The 23909-nt window shown below is 60.8% G+C and carries 22 protein-coding genes and 3 pseudogenes; 18 read left to right on the top strand and 7 right to left on the bottom strand.

What is annotated here, in order from left to right:
* A partial coding sequence (locus ACS5Q0_RS25605; RefSeq protein ID WP_473129476.1) for an IS6 family transposase occupies nt 1–598 on the top strand: 598 nt, incomplete at its 5' end.
* Nucleotides 599–774: 176 nt separating this feature from the next.
* On the opposite strand, the pseudogene ACS5Q0_RS25610 reads toward ACS5Q0_RS25605, so the two are convergent.
* Nucleotides 775–1262 (bottom strand): annotated as a pseudogene (locus ACS5Q0_RS25610) (IS6 family transposase).
* A 417-nt stretch (nt 1263–1679) separates the two neighbouring features.
* Here ACS5Q0_RS25610 and ACS5Q0_RS25615 point away from each other — a divergent pair.
* The 7 genes from ACS5Q0_RS25615 (at nt 1680) to ACS5Q0_RS25645 (ending at nt 8895) form a co-directional block, all read left to right on the top strand.
* Nucleotides 1680–2642: a dihydrodipicolinate synthase family protein gene (locus ACS5Q0_RS25615; protein WP_473129477.1), complete on the top strand. Its 963-nt coding sequence runs from the start codon at nt 1680–1682 to the stop codon at nt 2640–2642.
* A gap of 284 nt (nt 2643–2926) precedes the next feature.
* Nucleotides 2927–3538, top strand: coding sequence for a TRAP transporter small permease (locus ACS5Q0_RS25620; protein WP_473129496.1), 612 nt, complete (start codon nt 2927–2929; stop codon nt 3536–3538).
* Complete coding sequence (locus tag ACS5Q0_RS25625) at nt 3538–4803, top strand: TRAP transporter large permease (protein WP_473129478.1); 1266 nt, start codon at nt 3538–3540, stop codon at nt 4801–4803. Before ACS5Q0_RS25620 ends, ACS5Q0_RS25625 begins: the two co-directional genes overlap by 1 nt.
* 25 nt (nt 4804–4828) lie before the next feature.
* The gene (locus tag ACS5Q0_RS25630; protein WP_473129479.1) at nt 4829–5818 is read left to right on the top strand and encodes a TRAP transporter substrate-binding protein; all 990 of its coding nucleotides are present in this window, start codon (nt 4829–4831) and stop codon (nt 5816–5818) included.
* Between the two features lie 709 nt (nt 5819–6527).
* Nucleotides 6528–7259 (top strand): GntR family transcriptional regulator, encoded by a 732-nt coding sequence (locus tag ACS5Q0_RS25635; RefSeq protein WP_473129480.1) that lies wholly within the window; start codon nt 6528–6530, stop codon nt 7257–7259.
* Nucleotides 7260–7535: 276 nt separating this feature from the next.
* Complete coding sequence (locus ACS5Q0_RS25640; protein WP_473129481.1) at nt 7536–8234, top strand: IS6 family transposase; 699 nt, start codon at nt 7536–7538, stop codon at nt 8232–8234.
* A complete protein-coding gene (locus tag ACS5Q0_RS25645) occupies nt 8179–8895 on the top strand; it encodes a carbohydrate porin (protein ID WP_473129482.1) in 717 nt (238 codons plus the stop codon). The genes ACS5Q0_RS25640 and ACS5Q0_RS25645 overlap by 56 nt, the downstream gene beginning before the upstream one ends.
* Nucleotides 8896–8910: 15 nt before the next feature.
* Here the strand turns inward: ACS5Q0_RS25645 and ACS5Q0_RS25650 are convergent, their stop codons facing one another.
* Nucleotides 8911–9174: a hypothetical protein gene (locus ACS5Q0_RS25650; RefSeq protein ID WP_473129483.1), complete on the bottom strand. Its 264-nt coding sequence runs from the start codon at nt 9172–9174 to the stop codon at nt 8911–8913.
* A gap of 716 nt (nt 9175–9890) precedes the next feature.
* Here ACS5Q0_RS25650 and ltrA point away from each other — a divergent pair.
* The gene (gene ltrA / locus ACS5Q0_RS25655) at nt 9891–11213 is read left to right on the top strand and encodes a group II intron reverse transcriptase/maturase (protein ID WP_473129484.1); all 1323 of its coding nucleotides are present in this window, start codon (nt 9891–9893) and stop codon (nt 11211–11213) included.
* A 265-nt stretch (nt 11214–11478) separates the two neighbouring features.
* On the opposite strand, the gene ACS5Q0_RS25660 is transcribed toward ltrA, so the two are convergent.
* Nucleotides 11479–12360 (bottom strand): LysR family transcriptional regulator, encoded by an 882-nt coding sequence (locus ACS5Q0_RS25660; protein ID WP_473129485.1) that lies wholly within the window; start codon nt 12358–12360, stop codon nt 11479–11481.
* Between the two features lie 191 nt (nt 12361–12551).
* On the opposite strand from ACS5Q0_RS25660, the gene ACS5Q0_RS25665 reads away from it, so the two are divergent.
* The 7 genes from ACS5Q0_RS25665 to ACS5Q0_RS25695 all read left to right on the top strand — a co-directional run bounded on the left by ACS5Q0_RS25665 (nt 12552) and on the right by ACS5Q0_RS25695 (nt 20098).
* On the top strand, nt 12552–13544 hold the full coding sequence (locus ACS5Q0_RS25665) for a hydroxyacid dehydrogenase (RefSeq protein ID WP_473129486.1): 993 nt from the start codon (nt 12552–12554) through the stop codon (nt 13542–13544).
* Between the two features lie 50 nt (nt 13545–13594).
* On the top strand, nt 13595–14272 hold the full coding sequence (locus ACS5Q0_RS25670) for an RraA family protein (RefSeq protein WP_473129487.1): 678 nt from the start codon (nt 13595–13597) through the stop codon (nt 14270–14272).
* 170 nt (nt 14273–14442) lie between these two features.
* The gene (locus tag ACS5Q0_RS25675) at nt 14443–15399 is read left to right on the top strand and encodes a tripartite tricarboxylate transporter substrate binding protein (protein WP_473129488.1); all 957 of its coding nucleotides are present in this window, start codon (nt 14443–14445) and stop codon (nt 15397–15399) included.
* Nucleotides 15399–15863, top strand: a complete 465-nt coding sequence (locus ACS5Q0_RS25680; protein WP_473129489.1) for a tripartite tricarboxylate transporter TctB family protein — start codon at nt 15399–15401, stop codon at nt 15861–15863. Before ACS5Q0_RS25675 ends, ACS5Q0_RS25680 begins: the two co-directional genes overlap by 1 nt.
* Nucleotides 15864–15873: 10 nt before the next feature.
* Nucleotides 15874–17382, top strand: coding sequence for a tripartite tricarboxylate transporter permease (locus ACS5Q0_RS25685; protein ID WP_473129490.1), 1509 nt, complete (start codon nt 15874–15876; stop codon nt 17380–17382).
* 154 nt (nt 17383–17536) lie between these two features.
* Nucleotides 17537–18775 (top strand): MFS transporter, encoded by a 1239-nt coding sequence (locus ACS5Q0_RS25690; protein WP_473129491.1) that lies wholly within the window; start codon nt 17537–17539, stop codon nt 18773–18775.
* A 45-nt stretch (nt 18776–18820) separates the two neighbouring features.
* Nucleotides 18821–20098 (top strand): alpha-hydroxy acid oxidase, encoded by a 1278-nt coding sequence (locus tag ACS5Q0_RS25695; protein WP_473129492.1) that lies wholly within the window; start codon nt 18821–18823, stop codon nt 20096–20098.
* Between the two features lie 240 nt (nt 20099–20338).
* Here the strand turns inward: ACS5Q0_RS25695 and ACS5Q0_RS25700 are convergent, their stop codons facing one another.
* A complete protein-coding gene (locus ACS5Q0_RS25700) occupies nt 20339–21034 on the bottom strand; it encodes a VIT1/CCC1 transporter family protein (protein WP_473129493.1) in 696 nt (231 codons plus the stop codon).
* A gap of 261 nt (nt 21035–21295) precedes the next feature.
* On the opposite strand from ACS5Q0_RS25700, the pseudogene ACS5Q0_RS25705 reads away from it, so the two are divergent.
* Both ACS5Q0_RS25705 and ACS5Q0_RS25710 read left to right on the top strand, forming a co-directional pair.
* Nucleotides 21296–21373: pseudogene (locus ACS5Q0_RS25705) on the top strand (cytochrome b/b6 domain-containing protein); the annotation flags it as partial.
* Between the two features lie 46 nt (nt 21374–21419).
* Complete coding sequence (locus ACS5Q0_RS25710; protein WP_473129494.1) at nt 21420–21761, top strand: cytochrome b/b6 domain-containing protein; 342 nt, start codon at nt 21420–21422, stop codon at nt 21759–21761.
* Nucleotides 21762–21772: 11 nt separating this feature from the next.
* Here the strand turns inward: ACS5Q0_RS25710 and ACS5Q0_RS25715 are convergent, their stop codons facing one another.
* The 3 genes and pseudogenes from ACS5Q0_RS25715 to ACS5Q0_RS25725 form a co-directional block, all read right to left on the bottom strand.
* Nucleotides 21773–22096, bottom strand: a complete 324-nt coding sequence (locus ACS5Q0_RS25715) for an ATP-binding protein (protein WP_473129497.1) — start codon at nt 22094–22096, stop codon at nt 21773–21775.
* A gap of 853 nt (nt 22097–22949) precedes the next feature.
* Nucleotides 22950–23612 (bottom strand): annotated as a pseudogene (locus ACS5Q0_RS25720) (response regulator transcription factor).
* Nucleotides 23612–23909, bottom strand: a 298-nt coding sequence (locus ACS5Q0_RS25725; protein ID WP_473129495.1) for a PepSY domain-containing protein, incomplete at its 5' end; no start/stop codon positions are given. The gene ACS5Q0_RS25725 and the pseudogene ACS5Q0_RS25720, both read right to left, overlap by 1 nt.

Consider the following 23909-nt stretch of genomic DNA (forward strand, 5'->3'; position numbering starts at 1 on the left):
ACCTGTTTGCGCACTGGCGCTTTCTGCATGGAAACGGCCGAACATCGGGAGCCGTATGACGCGAGAGTGTCACGTACGGTTCTGGGAGCGCGCGGGGGTGAGATTCCCCCGCGCGACTCGCCAGACATATATCAAGGTGCGTGGCCAATGGCGGTATTTGTATCGGGCCATCGACAGCAACGGCGACACGGTGGAATTTTGGTTTAGCGAACGGCGAAATTTGGCAGCCGCCAAGCGGTTCCTGCGTAAGGCCCTCAAGCGGCATGGCCGGCCCAAGCGCATCGTCATCGACGGCAGCCAGACCAATCGCGAGGCGATCCTGTCCTGTGACACGACAGATCGACTTCAGGATCGGTCGAGACGCCAATTGAAGCCGATCCTGATCCGGCAAAGTGCCTACTTGAACAATCGCATCGAGCAGGATCATCGGGCCATCAAGCGGCGGCTTCGCCCGATGATGGGGTTCAAGTCCATGAACAGCACTCGTGTGATCCTGGGCGGGATCGAGACGGTGCATATGATGCGCAAGCAGCAGGCGATCTACGCCCGGAATCCGCAGCCCTTACTCGCCGAGCAGTTTGAGAAACTCGCTGCCTGAAGCCAAGACACCGCTTCAACCACTCCCTCGCCTTCGCTCCAGGTTTGCGACACAGCCACCGGCTGACGTGGTCTTGAGGGGTGGCGCGGATGTACCGTCGCCTCTCGGCCCGTTCAGATGTCCTAAGTTCGAGACAGAGATCTGTTGGCCATTCCAGGAAGGTCGCTTCGACATCATCATTCCATAATCAGCCGTTCTGCGAAAATTGAGGCAAACCGATCCGTTGCCGTGGCGGTACTCATCGTCTGAAAGCCGCGTGGCGGACGGATCACGCCCTTGAGCGCGCCACGATCCGCCGCGATGACGTCGTTTAAGTACTTCGCGGTGCGGTGCCCGACATCCTTGGACAGCGGCCCTTCTCGCTGTAAGCGTCGGATGGCCTTCGGTAAGATGCTAGTTTGCCCGTCGTGATCGAGGACGGATAGACGCTCATCGTCTTCAGTGCCTTGCGCAAGAAACGATAAGCGGCGTTGGTCGTGCGGCGATCAAACAGCATGAAGGCGATCAACTGACTGTGCTTGTCGACCGCGCGAAACAGGTACTTCCAATTGCCTCCCACGTGGACGTAACTCTCATCCGCTCTCCAGGACCCTGAGCGAGGTCCCTGGTAGAGTCTGATCCGCTTCTCGATCTCAGGCGTATAGCGCTGAATCCAACTCTGGATGGGGCAAAGGCGACACCGCGCTCCTACATCATGTCGGCGAGATTACGATAGCTGATCCCGTACTTACAATACCAGCGTACGCACAGCAGGGCCGCGGATTTGTGGCCATGCCTGCTCTCTTCTGCGACCAAGGCCTCAGCAACTGAAACTTTCAGCCAAAGAGTTTACAACCGATTTCGGGGCGATAGTCACCTCCTGGTTTGTGCCACTCACGTCCAAATCGGGCAGTTCAATTATGAAGCGCAATTCGACAATTCCATTGAGATTAGGGCCGGGTATGCAAAAGTCGAATACGACATGCAATTGTGTCGACAAACAAAATACAATACGTATGCGTACAATGATCGCGGCTGGAATTTTTGGGTATATGTACGTCTGTTACGCAGGCATAAAGACTCGAATCTGAAAGATAACCATATGAAAGTAGATGTATTTTCTGGCTGTATCCCGGCGCTCATGACGCCATGCGCGGCCGACCGTACCCCGGACTTCGATGCGCTCGTGCGAAAGGGCCAGGAGATGATCGCGGCCGGCATGTCTGCGGTCGTCTACTGCGGCTCCATGGGCGACTGGCCACTGCTGACTGACGATCAACGCATGGAAGGCGTTGAGCGCCTCGTGAAAGCTGGTGTGCCGGTCATCGTCGGAACCGGAGCTGTCAATAGCGCCGCCGCCGTAGCTCATGCAGCTCACGCACAGAAAGTCGGCGCCCAAGGCCTGATGGTCATCCCTCGTGTCCTCTCCCGCGGCTCGTCGTTAATCGCACAGCGCCATCATTTCAAAGCGATTCTTGCCGCCGCCCCCGATCTGCCAGCAGTGATCTACAACAGCCCCTACTATGGCTTCGCAACTCGCGCCGACCTGTTTTTCGATCTGCGCGCCGAGCATCCGAACCTGATCGGATTCAAGGAGTTTGGTGGCATCGAGGCGCTGACATATGCGGCCGAGCACATCACTAGCAGGGGCGACGGTGTGACACTGATGGTTGGTGTTGATACCACGGTGTTCCATGGCTTCGTCAACTGCGGCGCCACGGGCGCGATCACCGGCATCGGAAACGTTCTACCCGGAGAAGTGTTGCATCTCTGCGCTCTCTCGCGCGCCGCCGCAATGGGCGATGTCGAAGCACGCCAGCGTGCAAAGGAATTAGAGCAGGCCCTGCATGTCCTGTCCTCCTTCGATGAGGGGGCGGATCTGGTACTATATTATAAGTATCTGATGGTACTGAAGGGGAACCCGGAGTACACACTCCACTTCAACGAAACCGATGTACTCTCAGCCAGCCAGCGCGGCTATGCCGAGACGCAGCTCGAGCTCTTCGATGCGTGGTATGCGCAATGGAGCAAGCAACTCGGTGCAATGCAGAAATACGCCGCCTGACGGTGATGCGGAAGGCCCGTCCGAATGGAGGGCCTTTTCCATTCCTAACCTGACTCACGGTGCTGATGTTGATGGTTTGCAGTCGCTCAGACTGCACAACCTCAATAGGAAAATGATGCGATACATTCGACGTATCGTGTTCCCTGCTGAGACACAGGAGCAAGAGAAACGCTCTTTGATCCTGTTTGATGCGTAGATTGTAGACGGTATTCTTAAAATCGACCAGGAATGGAGTTGTGCGAATGCACGCGCCCGAAGCGAAACTTCCATCGGCGTGCGAGTCATTGCCGGACTCGCGGATGCCATCCTTGCCCGTTCGTGCGTTAGTTGTCCTTTCCAACGGACTGCTTACTGTCGAACGCTTCACGATCATGAGCCTTATGGCTATTCTAGCCTTGCTGATCTTAGTAAATGTGTTCACCCGCTATGCGGGCGTGCCAATCTACTGGATTGATGAGTCGGCAGTTTACGCAACAGTCTGGCTCGCATTCATTGGGGCCTCGGCAATGACCCGGCTCCGACTCGACTTTGCCGTTACGATGCTTACCGAGCGCCTCTCTCCACAGGGGCAGAAGATTGCACGCGTTATCTCCGCCTTAGCAGTGGTTGGTTTCGGTCTCGGCCTCAGCATCATGTGTTGGCTGTGGATGGACCCGGTTGGTATCGCCCGTGCGGGTTTCGATGCCAAGGCTTATGCAGGCGAAACCTTCAATTTCCTTTACACCGAACACACGCAGACGCTGAACTGGCCGAGTTGGGTTGTCTATCTAGTTCTGCCGATCTTTGCTGTCTCCATGACGCTGCACGGCCTTGCCAACACGTTAGAAGATCTCGGCATTGCCAACAAAAGCGCCTTTTCGGGCTTCAGCGCTACTACTAGCGACGGAATCAACTGATGGTCACTTCCGCTGCTTTTATTGCTATTATGCTGACAGGCGTGCCGATCGGCCTCTGCCTTTGCCTTGCGGGCATCGTCTTTATCGTGACCTCCGGCAATCCAGTGCTATTTCAATCGTATCCGTTGCAGATGTTTAGCGGCGTCGACAGCTACGGCCTGATTGCAATTCCGCTCTTCATCCTGATCGGCGAGATCATGAACGGCGGCGGCATCACCCGACGTATCGTTGAGATGGCGATGGCTTTCGTCGGCGCGATGCGGAGTGGCTTGGCTTACGTGAACGTGCTTGCCAACATGTTTGTCGCTTCGATTTTGGGCTCGGCCACTGCTCAAGTGGCCATCATGTCACAGATCATGGTGCCCGAGATGGAGCGCCAAGGCTACGACAAGACCTTTGCGGCAGGCCTGACAGCCTATGCAGGAATGCTTGGCCCCATTATCCCACCATCGGTGATGTTCGTGGTCTACAGTGTTCTGGCCCAGGTGCCTGTCTCTGACATGCTGATCGCCGGTATCATCCCCGGGATCCTGCTGACGGTGCTGTTTTGCGCCATCATTGCCGTGATGGGATACATTTACAATTTTCCAGCCGGCGCACGCATGACGCCGCGGGAGCGAGTGATGACTGTTCTTCGCGCGCTGCCAACACTATCCATCCCAGTCGTGATCGTTGGCTCTATTCTCACTGGGCTCGCCAACGCCACGGAGGCGGCTGCCGTGGGAGCTATCGCAGCAGCGCTGGTTGGCCGCTACTGGACTCGCGAGTTCCGATTTTCCCAGGTCCCGGAAATGCTGCTGCGCTCCGGAATCTACTCGGCAATCGTTCTCTTCTTGGTTGCCGCAGCGGCAGTGTTTTCCTGGGTTCTAATTTTTGGCAAGGTCCCGCAGGAAGTAGCGGGTTGGATCCAATCGGTTGCTCGTGATCCGATCACCTTCATGCTTTTGGTGAACGTTATCCTCATTGTCATCGGTACTGTGATCGATGGCGTCCCCGGCCTGATCATGACGGTACCGATTCTCCTTCCGATCGCGACCGATGTCTATCACATAGATCCGCGGCACTTCGGGGTCGTCGTCGTGATCAACTTGGTGCTCGGTCTTCTCTCGCCCCCTGTCGGTCTCTGCTTCTTCGTAGCAGCAGCCGTCACTGGCGCCAAACCTGGCAAGATGTTTATCGTGACACTGCCCTTCTTTGTCATTGCCTGCCTAGTACTGATCCTTCTGTCCGTATGGCCGACCCTCTCTCTCGCCCTCCTCAACTAACCTGAACAAGCATGGAGTCTCGATCATGATGATTTCCCGCCGACATCTCTTTGCGTTGGCAGCCGGCGCTACCCTACCACTTGCAGCCCCGACGGTGCTGCGCGCTCAGAATCGCGAGTTCCGCCTCGGCATAATCACGCCTCCGAACCACCCCTGGAACAACGCTGCCTTAAAGGTTGGCGAGACCCTAAAGGCAGAGACTAACGGTCGCCTATCTCTCACCGTTTTCCATGCCGGCCAACTCGGCAATGAAGGCGCTATGATGCAGCAGCTGCAGTCGGGCGCTCTCGACATGGCGTTTATCCAGGCTGCCGAGCTTGGCTCCCGCGTTCCGGCCATTGCAGCAATCAACGCTCCCTACGTGGTGCGCTCTACGGAGGCTGTGGCGAAGCTTGTCCGCCACCCCGTTGCGCTCGGGCTGTTTGATTACCTCCCAAAAGAGACCGGCACCGTTGGCCTTGGCTGGGGCATTACATCGATCCGTGCAGTGTTCTCGGCCAAGGAGATCTCATCTATTGGTGATCTAAAGGGCATGAAGTTGCGGATTAATCCAACCCCGGCCTTCCGCGATTTTTACCAAATCCTGGGTGCTGCCCCCACACCCATTCCCACGCCGCAGGTGTATGACGCGATGGCCAATGGTCAGGTCGACGGCCTCGAGGCGGATCTCGACCTTGCCTGGAACCAACGATTTGATCGCGTCTCCAAGACTATCTTGCGGATGAACGCCGTTCACATGCCGATGGTGGCACTGGTTTCCGGAAGAGTCTGGACCAGCTTACCTGCGGCCGACCGCGAGCTGATTAGCAAGGCGACTCGTAGTGCTCTTGATGCCGAGATCGATGAAATTGTCTCGAATCAACCCAGCCTTCTCGACAATCTGTCGAAGCAATCGGTCAAGATCGTTGTCTCCGATGTTAAGGACGCTGAGCCAATCATCGCTGAGTATGACAAGATCTGGCTGCCGAAAGCTCCGGTTCTCGCGGAGCTGCGCAAGGTTGGCGCCACGCTCTAAGGCTCCGTTCCTACCGCCATTTATACATTGATGGCGGGTGTCTCACCCGCCGCCTTATGCTGCCGCCTGGTACTGCCCGTCAGGCGGCGCAGCTTTGCGCGCTGCCGTTAAACAGAAGCCCTAAGACGAACTGCAGTCACAAATGACAATTATATTTGCCACAACTTGGATGCTGGAGGGGCGCGCGTTCAAGCTAAATGCGGCCGTGTACACCGCGACAACTGTCATGGTGAACTTGATGCTAACGGTTTGGGTTGTTTTTAATACCGCGGTAGGCAGGATGAATAATACATAAGAGATCGGCGTACTCACCGCGCTCTTCATAAGCAATGAACGCAGATAGACCTAGGCCGAGGCCGTGCTGGGCGGGAGGCTTGTACCGGCAGGGTGAGGGATAGTAGAGCACTAACGGCACCTAGCCGCTGAAGAGTCTGTCATTACATCCGAGTCGAATCATGTCCTTTCACCGACTGGCCTTGGCCCAGAATCGGACCGCTCGCCTGACGCCGTGAGGCTGAACCCTTGCGGGACTTATGATCATCTGCTCGTGGCAGAAGAATACCAGGCGCTTTGCTTGCTTTTTCATCAAAGCCAACAGCTCTATATGTATGTACGTTTTATCGCGAACTATTCATTAGATGGTGAAGCCAGTTAGTGCCGCTATTGCAACACTCCTGGATGTAAATAGGGGATGTGAGGAGATTTCAGAATGCGCAAATCTGCCGCGAAGAAGTCCAAGGACTTAGATACCGTCCCCACAGAAGCCGCGCGCGCGAGAGGTTCTGGCGCCCGTATCGTCTATGAAGCACTCCGCTCGGAGATTCTCTCCATGGCTATCGCTCCTGGGAGCCCTTTGGATGAGGTGAAGCTGTCTGAGCGATTTTGTATGTCGAGAACGCCGGTTCGGGAGGCCTTGCATCGGCTGGCGGCTGACGGTCTGGTCGCCAGTTTGCCTAACCGCAACACCATTGTTACGGCCATCGATTTTGCACAGTTGCCAGCCTATTTTGAAGCTCTTTCGCTCATGTATCGAGTTACGACACGTGGGGCAGCGCAAAAACCATTTCGTGATCTCACAGCGGTCCGTGCCAAGCAAGCAGAGTTCGCAGCGGCCGTGATGGCTCGGGACGCGCTCGCCATGATTGAAGCGAACCGGGAGTTTCACGTCGCCATTGCCGAGATTCATGGCAATACCTACTTTACTAGTCTATTCGCCCGGCTCCTCGACGACGGCAGACGTATCCTGCGCCTTTATTATTCTTCATTCGATGATAGATTGCCGCGCAAATACGTCAAAGAGCACGAGCAAATTATCAAGGCTCTCGAGATTGGAGATGTCGAAGCGGCTGACCGGCTTTCTAGAATCCATGCTCTGCAGATCGTGAAGCAGATCCAAGATTTTTTGGCCCGTGATGTTTCATCCGAGATAGACCTCAGGTGAGGCGGCTGTGCGGGAACGCAAAGTCTCACCATTAGAAGTCATCATCGCGAACGGATGTGTCGGAAGCTTGATGTTTAAGAATTTCAGCCATTGTGCCGGGATCCTCAGTGGCGAAGGAGGCTGTTTTCGCGAGACGGAATTCTGAGCGTTTCGTGATCCTGCCCAGTTCTGTGGCCGCTCTTTCCGAGCGCTGGGTTATACCTGTGGGTTCCGTCGCAAACTTTTTGTTTCATAGTTTCAGCTACGGTAGCTGCCGTCACAGCAGCGGGGACAGGGATGTTCAAGGGCAGGCATTTTGATCGTTCGGTAATCCTGCTGTGCATCCGTTGGTATCTGGCTTACAATCTCAGCCTGAGGAATCTTGAGGAGATGATGACTGAGCGCGGCATCTCTGTCGATCACGCGACCATTCACAGATGGGTTGTTCGGTACTCGCCCGAACTGCTGAAGCGCTTCAACTCTCGCAAGAGAGTTGTCACCAGCAAGTGGCACATCGACGAGACATACATCAAGGTCCGCGGGCGTTGGATGTATCTTTACCGAGCGATCGACAGCAACGGCGACACGGTTGAGTTCTGGTTCAGTGAACGGCGCAATCTCACCGCGGCCAAGCGGTTCCTGCGCAAAGCACTTAAGCGCCACGGCCGGCCCGAGCGGATCGTGATCGACGGCAGCCCGACGAACCGCGAGGCGATCCTGTCCTGCGATACCGCAGACCGGCTCGAGAACATATCGCGGCGTGACCTGAAACCCATTCGCATCCGGCAAAGTGCCTATCTGAACAATCGCATTGAGCAGGACCACCGCGCCATAAAGAGGCGGGTCCGACCTATGCTTGGTTTCCAGTCTGCGGTCACTGCCCGTGTGATCCTGGGTGGAATCGAGATGGTTCCCATGATGCGCAAGCAACAGGCGAAATATGCCTGCAATCGGCTGCCGTCGCTCGCCGAGCAGTTCGAACTGCTCGCTGCCTAACGCGCTACCGAGCGTCAGCCCTTCTCTCGTCCCTTCTCCGAATTTGCGACGAAACCACTACGCGAACAAGTCGGTGTTTGACAATCCTTTCGGCGAAGGATGGACGATCCGCGGAAACGTCGACTTTCCGGTCACCATCGCGGGCCTCAGCGGTCATCAAGGATTTGTCGCCTTGTACAGCACCCAGAACGGCACGGATCTGGAAACCGTCGGCGATCTCTTCGTGCCGCCGCCGCCTCCGGGAGCCCTCGGCATCAAAGAGAACCGCCGCTATTTCGCCTACACCTTTGATCAGTATCTCTATCAGTCGAAGGAGAATCCCAAGGAGGGCGTTGGGCTGTTTGGACAGTTCGGTATCTCGGACGGCAATCCCACCAGGCTGTACTGGTCAGCTTTCATAGGCCTGGGCGGCACCGGCTTGATTCCGGGCCGAAGCCGCGACAACTGGGGCATCGGCTACTATTACGATGTCCTGAGCCCTGATCTGAAGGAGTCACTTGCCACCGTCCAGAAGATCCGGAACGAGCAAGGTGTGGAAATTTTCTACAACTTTGCCGTGACACCATGGCTCGTCGTGGGAGCCGACTTGCAGATCATTAAGCCCAGTCTGGCCGAAGACACAGCCGTCTTTACCGGCCTTCGCACCAAGGTCAATTTCTAGGCTCGACCTGGGCTATCAGCGCCTTCCGGCCCGATTGACCGGACCGCCGCGGTTCATGGGGGTTCCGGGGCGCACGCCGACGCCCCGGGCGCCGACGCCAGGGGTCACGACGGCGCGGCGCGCCACGGGGGCAACCGGACGCGCGATGCATCCCCTCGGCACACCGACGGTCGTGCAGTAGACGACCGCATTCGCGGGCCCGGCGGTGATGGGCACAACGGCCACGGCGGTGAGGGCTGCGAGTGCCAGTCCGGCGGGGGAGAAGAAAAGGCGAACCATGGCGTGCCTCCAAATCCGCGCCGTTTCGTCATCCGACGCTCAACCTCTTTTACGCTTGGCCGCCGTGCCGCGCCTTGAGATTTCGCAAGGCGGGTCTGGGTCGGAACGCGACCGTTCAATCTGATCGCGGAGGTGTTGAGCCGGCAGTGTGGGACCTTACGGTCCTGCTAACGAATGCTCTTGGTGCGCCGGGGTTCGTTCCGGCAGAAAGGTCCGGTTATGGCAGTGCGCCCCGAAGGCGCGGATCACCAGTGGAGGAGGATTCCACCCAGAGAGTTGTCGATTGATCTGGTAGCTGACGAGCGGTTTGGCCGGGTAACCGGACGGGCCGGAGCCTCGTGACAAAGGTCGCTGTAAGGCGGCTGAGCAATCCGATGGGCTGTAACGTGAGTGAAGCCTGAGCAGGCCTCGAAAGTGACAATGCGGATGCCGACCCTTCTGCCATTTGGGGAAGGCCGTGCGAGCGGGGAAGCAATCGACACATGCACCCGCTCGATCCGCCGGGGTAGTGGGCACGGCACGTCGGAAGGGTGATGCGGGTAATCGGGGGAGACCCGTTCTGCGCGAGGGTAGCGGCCTCAACGGTGTTGTCAGACGCCGGCCAGAGCGGGAGTCGGACAGGGTCATATGAGCGCTGAGGCCGGGTAACGCCGGCGGAGCAAAGGACCCTGACTTCTGGTGCGCTTTCGAAGCTGGTGAGGTGAGGGTGATTGACGATGAGTCTAGGAACACCTGAGAAGATCCGGATCCTTCAGAGAAAGCTCTATTGCAAGGCGAAGGCGCAGCCCGCTTTCCGCTTCTATGGGCTCTACGACAAGATCTGTCGCGACGACATCCTGCGTCACGCCTATGGGTTGGCCCGCGCCAACGCGGGGGCTCCAGGAGTGGACGGGATGAGTTTCGAGCAGATCGAGGCGCAGGGCCTGGAAGCCTGGCTGGCGGGGTTGCGCGAGGAACTGGTCTTGAAGACGTACCGGCCCGATCCGGTGCGGCGGGTGACGATCCCGAAGCCGGATGGCGGCGAGCGAGCGCTCGGCATTCCGACCATCCGGGATCGGGTCGTGCAAACCGCCGCAAAGCTCGTGCTGGAGCCGATCTTCGAGGCCGACTTCGAGGACAATGCCTACGGCTATCGCCCCGCTCGCGGGGCGGTGGAAACGGTCAAGGAAGTGCACCGGCTGATCTGCCGGGGCTACACCGATGTGGTTGATGCTGACCTGTCCCGCTACTTCGATACGATCCCGCACCGCGAACTCCTGCAATCGGTGGCGCGGCGGATCGCAGATGGTTCCGTGCTGCGGCTGATCAGGCTGTGGCTGAAGGCACCGATCGAAGAGCGGGATGCTGATGGAACCCGGCGCATGAGTGGGGGCAAGAGCAGTTCGCGGGGCACGCCCCAGGGCGGCGTCGCGAGCCCGCTGCTGGCCAACATCTACATGAACCGGTTCCTGAAGCATTGGCGGCTGACCGGACGCGGCGAAGCGTTCCGAGCCCATGTCGTCTCGTATGCCGACGACTTTGTCATTCTCAGCCGCGGTCGTGCGGCTGAGGCGCTGACGTGGACGAAGGCCGTAATGACAAGGCTTGGGCTGAGCCTCAACGAGGCCAAGACCTCGCTGAAGGACGCCCGCCAGGAGCGCTTCGATTTCCTCGGCTACTCGTTCGGACCTCATTACTACAAGGCGAACGGCCGACGGTATTTGGGCGCGAGCCCATCCAAGAAGAGCGTGCAACGGCTCAAGACGAAGGTCGCTAACCTGCTGACGCCCGGCCACACTGAACCATGGGAAGAAGTGCGCGACACGCTGAACAGGTCCCTGCGCGGCTGGTCGAACTACTTCGCCTATGGGACATCTCGTCCGGCCTTCCGTGGGATGGACCAGTACGTCACCGAGCGCGTGCGTGCCTTCCTCGCCCGACGGCATAAGGTGCATGGGCGCGGCAACCGACAGTTCACCTACGACGTGATCCACGGTGAACGCGGTGTGCTGGCTCTGGAACGCTTGCCCCGACCTGCCTCGCCGTGGGCCTTGCGATGAAGCCGGTCGGAGAGCCGGATGCGGTAGCGCCGCACGTCCGGTTCGATGAGCGGGGATGGGAAACGGGGCGTTGCCGCATAGCCCAAGCTACCGCGCCCATCCTCGACTCTACCTCCTGAGACGCTAGCCGGAGGGCAGCAATCCTCACGTGATCAGACATTCCGAAAAGTGGATGGACTTCACTGCGTGACCCTTACCGGACCATAGTCACCAAGCCAGATATTCTCTAGGCGCGAAACCGCCACCACCATTCCCAGGATGGGCATTAGCGCGCTACCCCGTACTCCCCACTGAAGCCAACGAGATACTGGTGCAGCCGGTCGATCACGATCGTCCGCGTGCTCGTGCGGCGCTCGATCAGCCCGATCCGCCGATAGACCTGAGGGTTTCCGAACGGGGCCGACACGACCTCGCCAAGGGCCTCCTTCAGGGCACTATAAGGCGCGACCGAGGCGCCGAGGCCGTGGACCACGCAGGCGACGACTGCGGTCATGGTGTCGATCTCCGCGATTGGGTTCGCAGCGATGCCGCTCCTGGCCATCTCGGTGTCGATCAACTGGGCAAGGCGGAACCTGCTGTTGAACCTTACGTACGGGAGCGCAGAGAGCATTTCCGTCGCAGGCATCTGCGGCGTGCCCGGTGGGGCGATCACGAACAAGGGTTCGTTGATGAAGGGACTCCATCTCAGCGCCGGGGGAACTCCGGAGTGCTCGGCCACCATTGCCGAATCAAGCCTTCCCGACACGACGTCGTTCAGGAGTTCGTCGCTATTGGCGACATGGAGCTTAATCTTGAGTTCGGGGTAGTCCGCCTTCAATGCGACGAGCGCCCGAGGCAGTAGTGACAATGCACTAGACCGGACGGATCCGATCGTGAACGTTCCGGTGATCGCCTTGCCAGAGATGGCGTCGATCACGTCGTCAGCGGATCGCACGAGGCTGTGCGCGGCTTCCAGCATTTGGAGGCCATGATTGTTGAGCGTCATGGGTCTGGTGGAGCGATCGAACAATTCAGCCCGAACCTCATTCTCCAAGGCTTGGATCTGCTGGCTGACGGCAGATGGGGTCAGTCCGACGGCATCGGCTGCCTTGGCAAGCGTTCCATGCTCCGCAATCGCGATGAACGTCTTTAGTTGACGGATATCCACTTGGCCGACCGACGAATTTTCAGAAAATCTGAACATAATTGTCAGAATTATTTGCTTTTTTCAAGAAAATCTCATGTTACGAATCTTGGCCAACAAAACATCGAAGGAAAAGCTTCGGGACATGGGAGGATATGACCCGGGGTGCGATAGGCTCGCTCCGCGTCCTCGCTCGTCCCGACCGAGAGGAGCGCATGGTCAGCCGCAACATCCTGGTCACTGGCCCCGCCATTAATGAGCAGGCCGTCAAGCTCATAGCCGACAACGGCTACAGCGTCGCTTATGTCCCTCCCTATACGAACGAGGACGATCTGGTCCGGATTGTCGCCGAGGTCGACCCGGTCGGGGTCGTTGTCCGGATGGGACGCTTCGGTGCCTCCGCGATCGATGCGGCCCCTTCATTGCGTGTCCTCTCCAAGCACGGTGTCGGAGTCGACAACATCGACGTCGATGCCGCCACCCGTCGTGAAATCCCCGTTGTCGTAGCAACCGGTGCCAACGCCCGCTCGGTCGCCGAGCATGCGATCGCCCTCATGCTGGCGACCGTCAAACGCATCGTGCCGCTCGACATCGGCCTGCGCGCCGGCCGATGGGAAAAGCCAGGTTTCTCGGGTGTCGAGGTCGATGGACTGACCATGGGCCTAGTCGGCTTCGGGGCCATCGCGAGGCACACGGCCGTCTATGCGAAGGCTCTCGGAATGCATGTCCACGCCTTCGACCCCTTTGCCGATGACGCAACCTTCGCCAATGCTGGCGTCACCAGGGATGCTGCCGTCGAGGACCTTCTCGCCGCGTCCGACATCGTCAGCCTGCATTGCCCGCTGACCCCGCAGACGCGCAACCTCCTCGACGACAAGGCCATCGGCCTGATGAGGCCCGGATCCTACGTCGTCAACACCGCCCGCGGCGGCCTGATTGATGAGGACGCCCTGGTCCGGGCCATCGACAGCGGTCACATCGCTGGCGCCGGCCTCGACACCTTCGCGACGGAGCCTCCCGTCCAGGATCACCCCTTCTGGAGCCGGCAGCAGATCGTCGTGACCCCGCACATCGGCGGCGTGACTAAGCAGGCCAACGCCCGGGTCGGGGTCGATGCGGTCGAGGGAATCCTTGCAGTCATCCAGGGTCGCGACCCCGGACGGGAGAGGATCGTCAACTACCGCGCACTCGCGAAGGCGCCGACCTGAGTGATCGGTGCGTTGAGCTTGCCGTGCCGGAAATCTGAGAGGAGAAGACGTTGAGCATAGGATTTAGGGTCCGGAACCGGGAACGCGCGGTCGACCGGGAATGGGTCGAGAAGTTCAAGGAACTGCCCGTCGCGAATGTCAGCGACAGCATGCATCGCATGAGCGCCGGCGGAGCGTCGCTTCGCCCGATGCATCGTGAGGGCAAGCTCGCCGGCCGCGCACTGACCGTGAAAGCGCCTCCCGGCGACAACCTGATGCTGCACAAGGCCATCGACATGGCCGAGCAGGGCGACGTCATCGTCGTGGATGCGGGCGGGGACGTCACCAATTCCCTCATGGGCGAAATGATGCTCGACCATGCACGCCGGCGCGGCGTCGTCGGCTTCGTCCTGAACGGCGCTATCCGCGACGCGGATGCCTTCCTGGAGATGAACGTTCCGGCGTACGCGGTCGGGGTGACGCACCGCGGACCGTACAAGAACGGCCCCGGCGAGGTGAACTGCCCGATCGCCATCGGCGGGATGGTCGTCATGCCGGGCGACCTGGTCCTCGGCGATGCAGACGGCGTGGTCGTCGTGCCGTTCGACGATGTAGCGGACGTCTACGAGAAGACGGTCGCCAAGCACGCCGCCGAGAACAAGCAGATGGATGCCATCAAGGCAGGCACGCACAAGCCGACCTGGTTCAACGAAACGCTTGAGAAACTGGGCTGCGAGCTGCCGTCATAAGGCAGCCTACGGCTCTGCCCGCATGAGCGTGTGTTCGGCACTCGCCATGCGTGGCGAGTGCCGGGGAAGGCCACGTCACCATCGGCTACACGATGGAACCTGAATGAGTTCGGAGAGGAACTCCGAAACGCTTGAGCGGTCATGGTGACCGCTATCCATGGGAGGAACGAATGAAGCACCTGATCCGGAATACCGCACTTGCTACGTCGATGCTGGTCGGCATCGGAGCCGCTCATGCCGAGTGGCCGGCGGACCGGCCCATCGAGATGATCGTCGCCTTCGCCCCAGGCGGCGGCACGGACGTGATGCACAGGACGCTCGCGCCCTACATCGAAAAGGAACTCGGTGGTAAGATCACCATTCTGAACCGGTCCGGCGCATCTGGTGAGATCGCGTACACCGCACTGACCCAGGCCAAGCCCGACGGCTACACGCTGTCCTCACTCAACACGCCGAGCTTCCTGACCATGCAGATGGACCGGAAGGTCCGTTTCGATCCCAAGAAGGTCTGCGTGGTTGCCCGCATTGTCGAGGATCCCGGCGCGTTCATCGTCCAGGCGAATTCACCGTTCAAGTCGCTCAAGGATCTCGTCACCTACGCCAAGGCCAATCCCGGTAAAGTTACCATTGGCACAACCGGCCAGGGAACGGACGAGCATCTCGCCCTGCTGCAACTGGAAAAATCCGCCGGCATCGATCTGACCCCGGTCACCTTCAACGGTGCGAACGAGGCGCGGACGGCACTGTTGGGCGGGCACATCATGGCAACGGGGATCAACGTCGGGGAATTCCTAGGCAGCGAGAAAGCCGCCTTCAAGGCCCTCGGCCAGTTCGCTGATCAGCGCGCCGTCATCGCACCCGACCTGCCGACGGCCAAGGAGCAGGGCTTTGACGTCATCATGAGCTCGGAGCGCGGCATCGCTATGGGATGCGAGGTTCCCGAGGCCATCCGGACGAAGTACTCGGCCGCCGTCAAGAAGGCGCTCGACAATCCGGAATTCCAGGCCCAGGCCAAGCAGCAGTCGCTGGCTCTCTCCTACAAGTCGTCGGAAGACTGGAACAAGGAACTTCCGGCAAGAGCGGAGCGGCTTGGTGAGGTCTTGAAATTGGCCAAGGAACAGAAGTGATGGCGGACCCACGCAAGGCTGGCAGCACCGGTGATCGGCCGGACCTCCTGACGGCCATCCTGTTCGTGGGTTTCGGTGCGCTCGGCCTCTGGGCCGGGCGCGACCTGACCATGGGCACCGCCGCCGCGATGGGGCCGGGGTACCTGCCCAGGATCGTCTGCTGGCTCCTGATCCTCGTCGGGCTGACCGTTGGCGGGATGGGCCTCTTCCGGCTCCGCGAGGACATCACGATCCCAAACCTCCGTCCTCTTGCCATCATCCTGCTCTCAGTCGTGGGCTTCGCGTTCATCGCCGAGTACTTCGGCTTCGTGGCGGCCTCCGTCTGGCTGCTCCTGGTCGGGAGCCTTGCAGACCGCGAGTCCAGATGGCGCGAGGTGATCCTGCTCACGGTCGGGCTGACCGCCTTCGGCGCCCTGGTCTTCATCGTCGGTCTCGGCGTCCAGATGCCGATCTGGCCCTTCTGAGGAGCGGAATATGGAATTCCTCGACCTTCTCATGCTCGGCTTCGGTGAGGCGCTGAACCCGACCAATCTCGCCTTTTGCCTGTTGGGAGCACTTCTCGGAACGCTGATCGGCGTGCTGCCGGGCATCGGCCCGACCGCAACGATCGCCGTTCTCCTGCCGATCACCTTCTATCTTCCTCCGCTGGCGGGCATCATCATGCTCTCCGGCATCTACTACGGCGCGCAGTACGGCGGATCGACAACCGCGATCCTCGTCAACCTGCCGGGTGAGGCATCATCCGTGGTGACGGCGATCGACGGCTACAAGATGGCCCAGAACGGCAAGGCCGGGTCGGCTTTGGCCGTTGCTGCGCTGGGATCATTCTTCGCTGGGACCGTCGCGACGTTCGGAATTGCCATCGCGGGCCCGACGCTCTCGTCATTCGCGCTCTCGTTCGGTCCTGCCGAATATGTGGCCCTGATGCTCTTCGGCCTGCTGGCCGCCACCGTCCTGGCTCGAGGGTCCGTCCTCAAGGCTACCGGCATGATCCTGTTCGGCTTGGTCCTCGGCATGGTCGGCATCGACGCGGCATCCGGCGAGGAGCGCCTGACCTTCAGTGCGATCGAGCTCTTCGACGGCATCGACTTCGTCGTCATTGCCATCGGTGTCTTCGGCTTCACGGAGATCATCGAGAATCTCGAGAACGTGGAAGCGCGGGGCGTCTTGGTCCGCAAGCTCAGCCGTCTCTGGCCGACGCGGGAGGACTTCCGGCGGGCTTGGCCGGCCGTCCTGCGTGGCACGGGCGTCGGAACCTTCCTCGGAATCCTGCCGGGTGGCGGTGCGACGCTGGCGGCATTCTGCGCCTACTCCCTGGAGAAGAAGGTCGCGAAGAATCCAAGAGAGTTCGGGAATGGGGCCGTCCAGGGCGTGGCTGGACCCGAAGCCGCCAACAATGCCGGCGCACAATCGTCATTCATTCCGCTGCTCACGCTTGGCATCCCGTCCAACAACATGATGGCGATGATGCTGAGCGCCTTCATCATCCACGGCATCACACCGGGTCCTACCGTCCTGCAAACCCAGCCGCAGATCTTCTGGGGCCTCGTGGCGAGCATGTGGGTGGGCAATCTGATGCTGGTCGTCATCAACCTGCCGCTGATCGGTGTCTGGGTGAAGCTGCTGACCGTCCCATATCGTCTCCTGTACCCGGCAATCCTGTTGTTCTGCTGCGTCGGCGTCTACAGCATCAACAACCGGATTTTCGACGTGGTGCTCGCCGCAGGCTTCGGGTTGCTCGGATACCTGTTCCGGAAGGCAAAATGTGAACCGGGGCCCCTGCTGCTCGGCTTCGTGCTCGGTCCTTTGCTCGAAACGAACATCCGTCGTGCTCTGGTGATCTCGCAGGGAAGCCCGAGCGTGTTCGTCGAGAGGCCGATCAGCCTTGTCCTGCTGCTGGCCACTGCCGCGATGCTCGTCCTCATGGTTCTGCCATCCTTCCGTAAGACCCGCGAGGAGGCGTTCCAGGAGGAAGAGGCATAGCCCCAGAGACGCGAACAACGGGACAGGGATCCGCATCTCGCGCACCCTGTCCCTCATCCACGAACAAGTTCATCGTTCATGTCCGACAGCCCCAAGCAGCCCGCATGCATCATCGTACTCGATCGCGATACGCAGTCCGACGACTCCAGGTGGCATGCGTGATGCGATGAGGAAGGGGTGGCATGGGGTCCGCGCGGCGTTGCGCGAGGCGAACTATCGCATCTTCACTATCGGAAACGTGTTCTCGCTGGTCGGGACCTGGGTTCAGCGGGTTGCGCTCGGCTGGCTGGTCTGGGAGCTGACAGGCTCGGGTGCATGGTTGGGTGCGATCGCGTTCGCAGACTTGTTTCCGATGGTCCTCGTGACCCCTCTGGCTGGCGCCATGGCCGACCGCACCGACCGGCTGCGGGTCACGCGTATCAGCCAAGCCTTACTCATGGTGCATGCGGGACTGCTCACCATTCTCAGTACGCTGGGACTGCTTACCCCAGTGCTTGTCCTTTTGCTGGCGCTGGTCGGCGGCATCATCACAGCCTTCAACCAGCCATTCCGAATGGCGCTTCTTCCCAGTCTCGTCGAACGCTCGAACCTGGTGAGCGCGGTCGCGATCAACTCCGTGGTTTTCAACGTTGCCCGATTCATCGGCCCCGCCGTTGCGGGGCTCGTGATCGCGAAGGGCAACCTCACGCTGGCGTTCGCGATCAATTTCGGTACGTTTGCGGTCTTCTCGTGGGCGCTTGCCAGGATCCGCCTGGTTGCCGTCGAAGACGTCCCATCAGCCAAAGGCGGATTGATCAGGTCCGTCATCGAAGGCTGGCGCTACACGGCCGGGCACCTCGGCCTCGGAGCCATGTTTTTGATGCTGGCGGTCATCTCGCTTTGCATCCGCCCCATCCTCGAACTCATGCCGAGCTACGCAGCGCTGTTCGGGTCGGGCGCCGCGAGGTTTGCGTTCATGACGTCCGTGATCGGCCTGGGTGCCCTGGTCGGGGCAATCTGGCTCAGTCGTCGGACCGACCCTGTGTCCGTAGCCACGATGGCCTTGTCCAACGGTCTTCTGATGGGCGCAGCCTTATTCGTCGCGGCGGTCGCACATCTGGAATGGCTGGGTGTCGTAGCCTTGTTCATCATGGGCTTCGGCATGGTCGTGAGCGGGATCGCCAGTCAGACCGTGATCCAGCTTGCCGGGCCCGATCACCTGCGTGGCCGGCTTCTCGCGCTGCACAGCATGATCTTCCGAGGTGGACCAGCCCTTGGTGCCCTGGCCCTCGGAATCCTGTCGGATGTCATGGGCATGAGGGGCCCCCTGGCAGGCGGGGCGATCATGACGTTCGCCTTCAGTGCCGTCGTTTACACTCGGCGCAAGGTCATCCTGAAGAGCCTCGATCTCTGAAGAGCGAACTCGGAGCAGGCGAAGGTAGGAGAAAGGAACACTTGTATGGAAACTTCCAATACGCCGCTTGGCCTCGAGCGTTCCTCGACGGATCTGGAATCGACACCTGTCAAGGGCACCGTGCCAACGCCGCCCGCCGCCCTTCCACGGCGCCTGCGCGCGATCCTGGCCCTTGACGATTTCGAGGTCGCGGCACGCCGCCACTTGCCACGGCCGATCTTCGGGTATGTGTCGGGAGCTGCTGAGACCAATGCCTCCCTTCGTGAGAACCGGTCGGCTTTCGAGGAGTTCGGTTTCGTCCCGCGGGTGCTCGTCGGTGTGTCCAAACGTACGCCGATGGTCGAACTGCTCGGGCATACATATGCCGCCCCGTTCGGAATTGCTCCGATGGGGATCAGTGCCCTATCTGCATATCGTGGCGATCTGGCACTTGCGCAGGCGGCTGGGGAGGCGAAAGTCCCAATGGTGATGAGCGGGTCCTCCCTCATTCCCCTGGAGGACGTCGCCAAGGCGAATCCGGCGGCTTGGTTTCAAGCTTATCTTCCGGGTGAACCTGATCGGATCCTCGGACTGCTGGAGCGAGTGGAGCGGGCAGGTTTCGAGACACTCGTGTTGACCGTGGACACGGCAGTGCTGGCCAACCGCGAGAACAACGTTCGAAGCGGCTTTTCTACGCCTCTGCGCCCCAGTCTGCGCCTAGCCTGGGACGGTATGATGCGACCGAACTGGACGCTGAATACATTTCTTCGGACGCTCCTGAAACATGGCATGCCCCACTTCGAGAATTCATATTCGACACGGGGCGCGCCGATCCTCGCCAAGAGCGTGATGCGGGACTTCGGCGCCAAGGATCATCTGAACTGGCGTCATCTGGAGCTGATCCGGGAGCGGTGGAAGGGGCGTTTGGTCCTGAAGGGTATCATGGCCAGGGAGGATGCCTGCATTGCCCGAGATAGTGGCGTCGATGGCATCGTAGTCTCGAACCACGGCGGCCGGCAACTCGATGGAGCGGTGTCTCCCTTACGTGTTCTGCCTGCCATTGCGGATGCTGTCGGAGCGACGATCCCCGTCATGATGGATGGTGGTGTCCGGCGAGGTTCGGACGTGCTGAAGGCCACCGCCCTCGGAGCGAAGTTCGTCTTCGTCGGCCGCCCGTTCTTGTATGCGGCCGCAATCGGAGGCGCGGCGGGTGTCAGCCATGCGATCAATATCCTTTCTATGGAGATCAATCGCAACATGGGTCTTCTCGGCATCAACTCACTGGGAGAAATGAGCCTGGATCGACTGATCAACCTCCGACATGTTGATGCCAGTAAGGTTTGAGATCCATGCCGAGCACCGGATCGGAAGGTCCGGATCTGGCACGGGGCTGACCTTAGTCTTACTTCCGCAATGGGATTGCGAAGCGACCTTCACGCGATCTCACTTGAGGGCTCAGATTGACCCAAATGCTGACAGTCCACCAGATGGAGCGATTGTTCCTTAAACCTACCAGATCTCAGGCCCTATCCTGATCTAAGGTGGACGAGTGCTTTCCAGCGCGGAGTTCACACCGGATGGGCGCTAGACTGCGTGCCCGACGAGTGAGCCGATGGCAGCGGTGGCCGCCATCGCGAACGCACCCCAGAACGTGACCCGGACGGTGGGCCTGAGAACCGACGCTCCACCCGCCCGGGCCCCCAGGGCGCCCAGGACGGCGAGGCCGGCGAGGGACCCCCCAGAGACGGCTGCTACCGTCCAGTCTGTCGAGGCCGCGACAGCGATCAGTAGCGGCAGGGCTGCTCCCACTGCGAAGGTCAGGGCCGATGTCAGTGCGGCTTGGATCGGGCGGGCAACCACGTGCTCCGAGAGACCAAGCTCGTCCCGAGCATGGGCGGCAAAGGCATCCTTGGCCATCATCTGCTGAGCGACCTGCCGGGCGAGCACCGGCTCGACGCCGCGATCCACATAGATCTGGGTGAGTTCGTCCAACTCTGCCTTGGGCTGCTCCGCGAGTTCGCGCCGCTCCCGCGCCAAGTCGGCGTTCTCCGTGTCGGCCTGGGAGCTCACCGACACGTATTCGCCGGCAGCCATCGACATCGCGCCGGCCACGAGCCCGGCTATGCCCGCCACGAGTACCTCGCTGGCTGACGTCGACGCGGCAGCCACGCCGATCATGAGGCTCGCGGTCGAGATAATTCCGTCATTTGCGCCGAGCACGGCCGCGCGCAGCCAGCCGATGCGCTGGATCAGATGAGTCTCGCGGTGGAGCGGATGCATGCTGTCCTCCTAGGACGGGAGAAGTCACCGATGGTCTGCCATGGCCGATTTACCCCCGGCCGGCAAGAGCCGGGCAGCGTTGAGAGTGAAGGCAAGTTTCGAACACACGTGAAGGCTGCCAACAGGGGGGCGCGTGCCGAAGGCGGCAAGGGCGATTCCGTGGTCGAGGCGGCCGGCGCGATGCCGGCGCCCGCCGCTTCATCCGAGGGCAAGACTGTCCGCGTCTGGGACCCGTTCGTCCGGATCTTCCACTGGAGCCTCATGGGCCTGTTTGTCCTCGCCTTCGTGACCGGGGACGAGAGCGAGTGGCTGCACATCCGCATCGGCTATGCCATCGCCGCTCTCGTCGCGCTGCGGATCGTGTGGGGCTTGGTCGGAACCCAGCATGCCCGGTTCAACGACTTCGTCCGCTCCCCCACGGGAGATCGCCGCTTACCTGCGCCAAGCTCTCCGATGGCGGGCACCACGCTATCTCGGCCACAACCCGGCGGGCGGCGTCATGGTCGTGGCCTCGCTCGTCATGATCGCGGGCATTGCGACCACAGGCTTCGCCATGACCACCGATACGTTCTGGGGCTCCGGGTGGGTCGAGAACCTCCACGAGAGGTTCGTCTACGCGACCATCGGGCTCATCGTCCTGCATGTGGCGGGCGTCGTCTTCTCCGGCCTGGAGCATGGCGAGAACTTGGTGAAAGCGATGATCATAGGACGGAAGCGGACGGCCTGAGCCCGCGTTTCTCACGGCGGATGCGGCAGTCGGCCCTCTGCCAAAAGACCACCGAGTGCCGAGCGCCCTAAGGAAAGCGAACCGCTATGGTCCTCAACCAAATCGCCGACGATAGCCAGGCCTAGTCCGGTGCCCGGCCGGGTTTCATCCAGACGGCCGCCGCGGGCGAGCGCGGTATTGATCAGCTCCTCCGGCACGCCCGGGCCGTCGTCCTCGACCCGAAGCATGATCGTGCTCCCGTCGCGCCGAGCCTCGAAGCTTACCGTGCCGGCCGCCCAAGTCGTCGCGTTCTCGGCCAGGTTGCCGAGGATCTCGGTCAGATCCTGGGTTTCCATCTTCACCCTGAGATCGTCGGGGGCATCGATCTCACATGTCAGCTTCTGTCCGTGCGGGGTTCTCCTGAGCACGCCTACCACCGCTCGGCGACAGGACGGACTGGGTGGACAGGTCCTAACCGAACCCGAGGGCCAGTCCGCGCCCGCACCAACTCACGCTCCACGTGCCGGCGCATCGCGGCGATAATGGATTCGATATCTTCGGCAAGTCGGACATCCCCGCGAGCCCTCAGCTCCTCCGCATCGGCGCTGAGGACCGTTAGCGGCGTCTTGGGACCGTGTGCCAAGTCGGCGGCCCGCGCCCGTGCTTTGGCGATGGCCTTTTCCTGCTCGTCGAGCAGGTGGTCGACCTCCGCCACAAGCGGGCGCAGGCCGACACCGACCTGGATCCAGACAGCGGGATCCGGACGGCTGCAAGAAGCGCCAGGGAGGGGATAAGATCGGAGGCAAACGCCAGACCAGCGGCATGGACTACTGCACGGTCGATGGCCACTACGGCGCGGATCGTCCCGTTCCCGAGGCTTGACGGCATGGCGATCCGGCGCTCAACCTCCAGAAGCGTGCCACCTGGGCCGGGGATCGTGTGCTGGTGGACTTCCGAGCTGGCAGGCATGTCAGGGGGCAGGGGCAGTATGCCATCCAGAGCGAACGTGACCGTAGTACAGTATTGGTTCCTTCCTCGGTAATCTGCCAGTAGGGCCCGCTCGAAGGTTGGAGGAACTGCGGCTCGGCCGCCATGCGCCGCTCGACATGCCGCTCGAACAGCAGCAGCCGGCCGAGGCCCGCCAGTGCGAGAGCGAAGATGATAGAGGCCGCGCCGGCGGCGAGAAGGCGCAGACTGAGCGAGCCTGCCTCATGTTGGGGCGGGCTCCGGCACGAGGTAGCCGAAGCCGCGATGGGTCTCGCTCAGTTCAACGCCGAGCTTGCGGCGCAGGCGCCCGACAAGCACCTCCAAGGCGTTTGGGTCGCGGTCATGTGCGTAGAGATGCTCCATCAGCTCTGTCGGCGGGGTCGCCCGCCCGCCATGGTGCATTAGGTAACTCAGGCAGCGGTATTCGAGTCGCGAGAGGTTGAGCGGTAGATCATCGACCATGACCCGCATCTTGCGTGTGTCGAGCACAACGGGGCCGGACACGAAGATTGGCGCGGCCCGGCCTGCGGCCCGACGCAGGATCGCCCGCACGCGGGCCAGCAGTTCCTCCGTGGCGAATGGTTTGGCGAGGTAGCCGTCGGTACCGGCATCTACACCCTCGACCCCGCTCGGCCCATGCCCCTCGCGCTGTCAGGATCAGCACCGGCAGGTTGCGTTTGGACACGCGCCACATCTTGATCACGGTGAGGCCGTTCATTTTCGGCATACCGAGATCGAGGACGGCCAGATCGTAGTCTTCGGTGTCGCCGCAGAACCACGCTTCCTCGCCGTCAGAGACATGATCGACGGCGTAACCTGCATCTGTGAGGACCGCCGTGACCTTGCGTGCGATGCGGGGTCGTCCTTGACGATCAGAATGCGCATCAGTGGCCCTCCCGCTTTAGGGTCGCGGCAGTGGCGGCGTCGACATGGATCTCCCGCAGGCGGCCGGCCGGATCGACCACCTTAAACTCGTAGACCCAGCGGTCGCGCTTGCGCTCGAACTCGACGCCCTGGACCTCGCCGCTGAGATCTGTCCGCACCCGCGTCAGGATGTCGGCTAGTCCTTTGCCACAGGGATCATGCAGGATAGAGCCGCCGTAGTTTGGAGCGAGCCTGCGTGGTGGTGAAATGCCAATGCGCCTTGGCTCTGTTGCGATTGCGCTCGGCTTCCCAGGCGGC

It is taken from the genome of Microvirga sp. HS2, assembly GCF_055792805.1.

Coding starts and splice junctions, on each gene's coding strand:
- ACS5Q0_RS25715 (WP_473129497.1), bottom strand. CDS start 22,096: ATGGAAACCCAGGATCTGACCGAGATCCTCGGCAACCTGGCCGAGAAC.
- ACS5Q0_RS25710 (WP_473129494.1), top strand. CDS start 21,420: ATGCCCGGTTCAACGACTTCGTCCGCTCCCCCACGGGAGATCGCCGCT.
- ACS5Q0_RS25635 (WP_473129480.1), top strand. CDS start 6,528: ATGCGCAAATCTGCCGCGAAGAAGTCCAAGGACTTAGATACCGTCCCC.
- ACS5Q0_RS25695 (WP_473129492.1), top strand. CDS start 18,821: ATGGAAACTTCCAATACGCCGCTTGGCCTCGAGCGTTCCTCGACGGAT.
- ACS5Q0_RS25645 (WP_473129482.1), top strand. CDS start 8,179: ATGCCTGCAATCGGCTGCCGTCGCTCGCCGAGCAGTTCGAACTGCTCG.
- ltrA (WP_473129484.1), top strand. CDS start 9,891: ATGAGTCTAGGAACACCTGAGAAGATCCGGATCCTTCAGAGAAAGCTC.
- ACS5Q0_RS25665 (WP_473129486.1), top strand. CDS start 12,552: ATGGTCAGCCGCAACATCCTGGTCACTGGCCCCGCCATTAATGAGCAG.
- ACS5Q0_RS25690 (WP_473129491.1), top strand. CDS start 17,537: ATGCGTGATGCGATGAGGAAGGGGTGGCATGGGGTCCGCGCGGCGTTG.
- ACS5Q0_RS25630 (WP_473129479.1), top strand. CDS start 4,829: ATGATGATTTCCCGCCGACATCTCTTTGCGTTGGCAGCCGGCGCTACC.
- ACS5Q0_RS25680 (WP_473129489.1), top strand. CDS start 15,399: ATGGCGGACCCACGCAAGGCTGGCAGCACCGGTGATCGGCCGGACCTC.
- ACS5Q0_RS25685 (WP_473129490.1), top strand. CDS start 15,874: ATGGAATTCCTCGACCTTCTCATGCTCGGCTTCGGTGAGGCGCTGAAC.
- ACS5Q0_RS25640 (WP_473129481.1), top strand. CDS start 7,536: ATGTTCAAGGGCAGGCATTTTGATCGTTCGGTAATCCTGCTGTGCATC.
- ACS5Q0_RS25675 (WP_473129488.1), top strand. CDS start 14,443: ATGAAGCACCTGATCCGGAATACCGCACTTGCTACGTCGATGCTGGTC.
- ACS5Q0_RS25615 (WP_473129477.1), top strand. CDS start 1,680: ATGAAAGTAGATGTATTTTCTGGCTGTATCCCGGCGCTCATGACGCCA.
- ACS5Q0_RS25700 (WP_473129493.1), bottom strand. CDS start 21,034: ATGCATCCGCTCCACCGCGAGACTCATCTGATCCAGCGCATCGGCTGG.
- ACS5Q0_RS25625 (WP_473129478.1), top strand. CDS start 3,538: ATGGTCACTTCCGCTGCTTTTATTGCTATTATGCTGACAGGCGTGCCG.
- ACS5Q0_RS25650 (WP_473129483.1), bottom strand. CDS start 9,174: ATGGTTCGCCTTTTCTTCTCCCCCGCCGGACTGGCACTCGCAGCCCTC.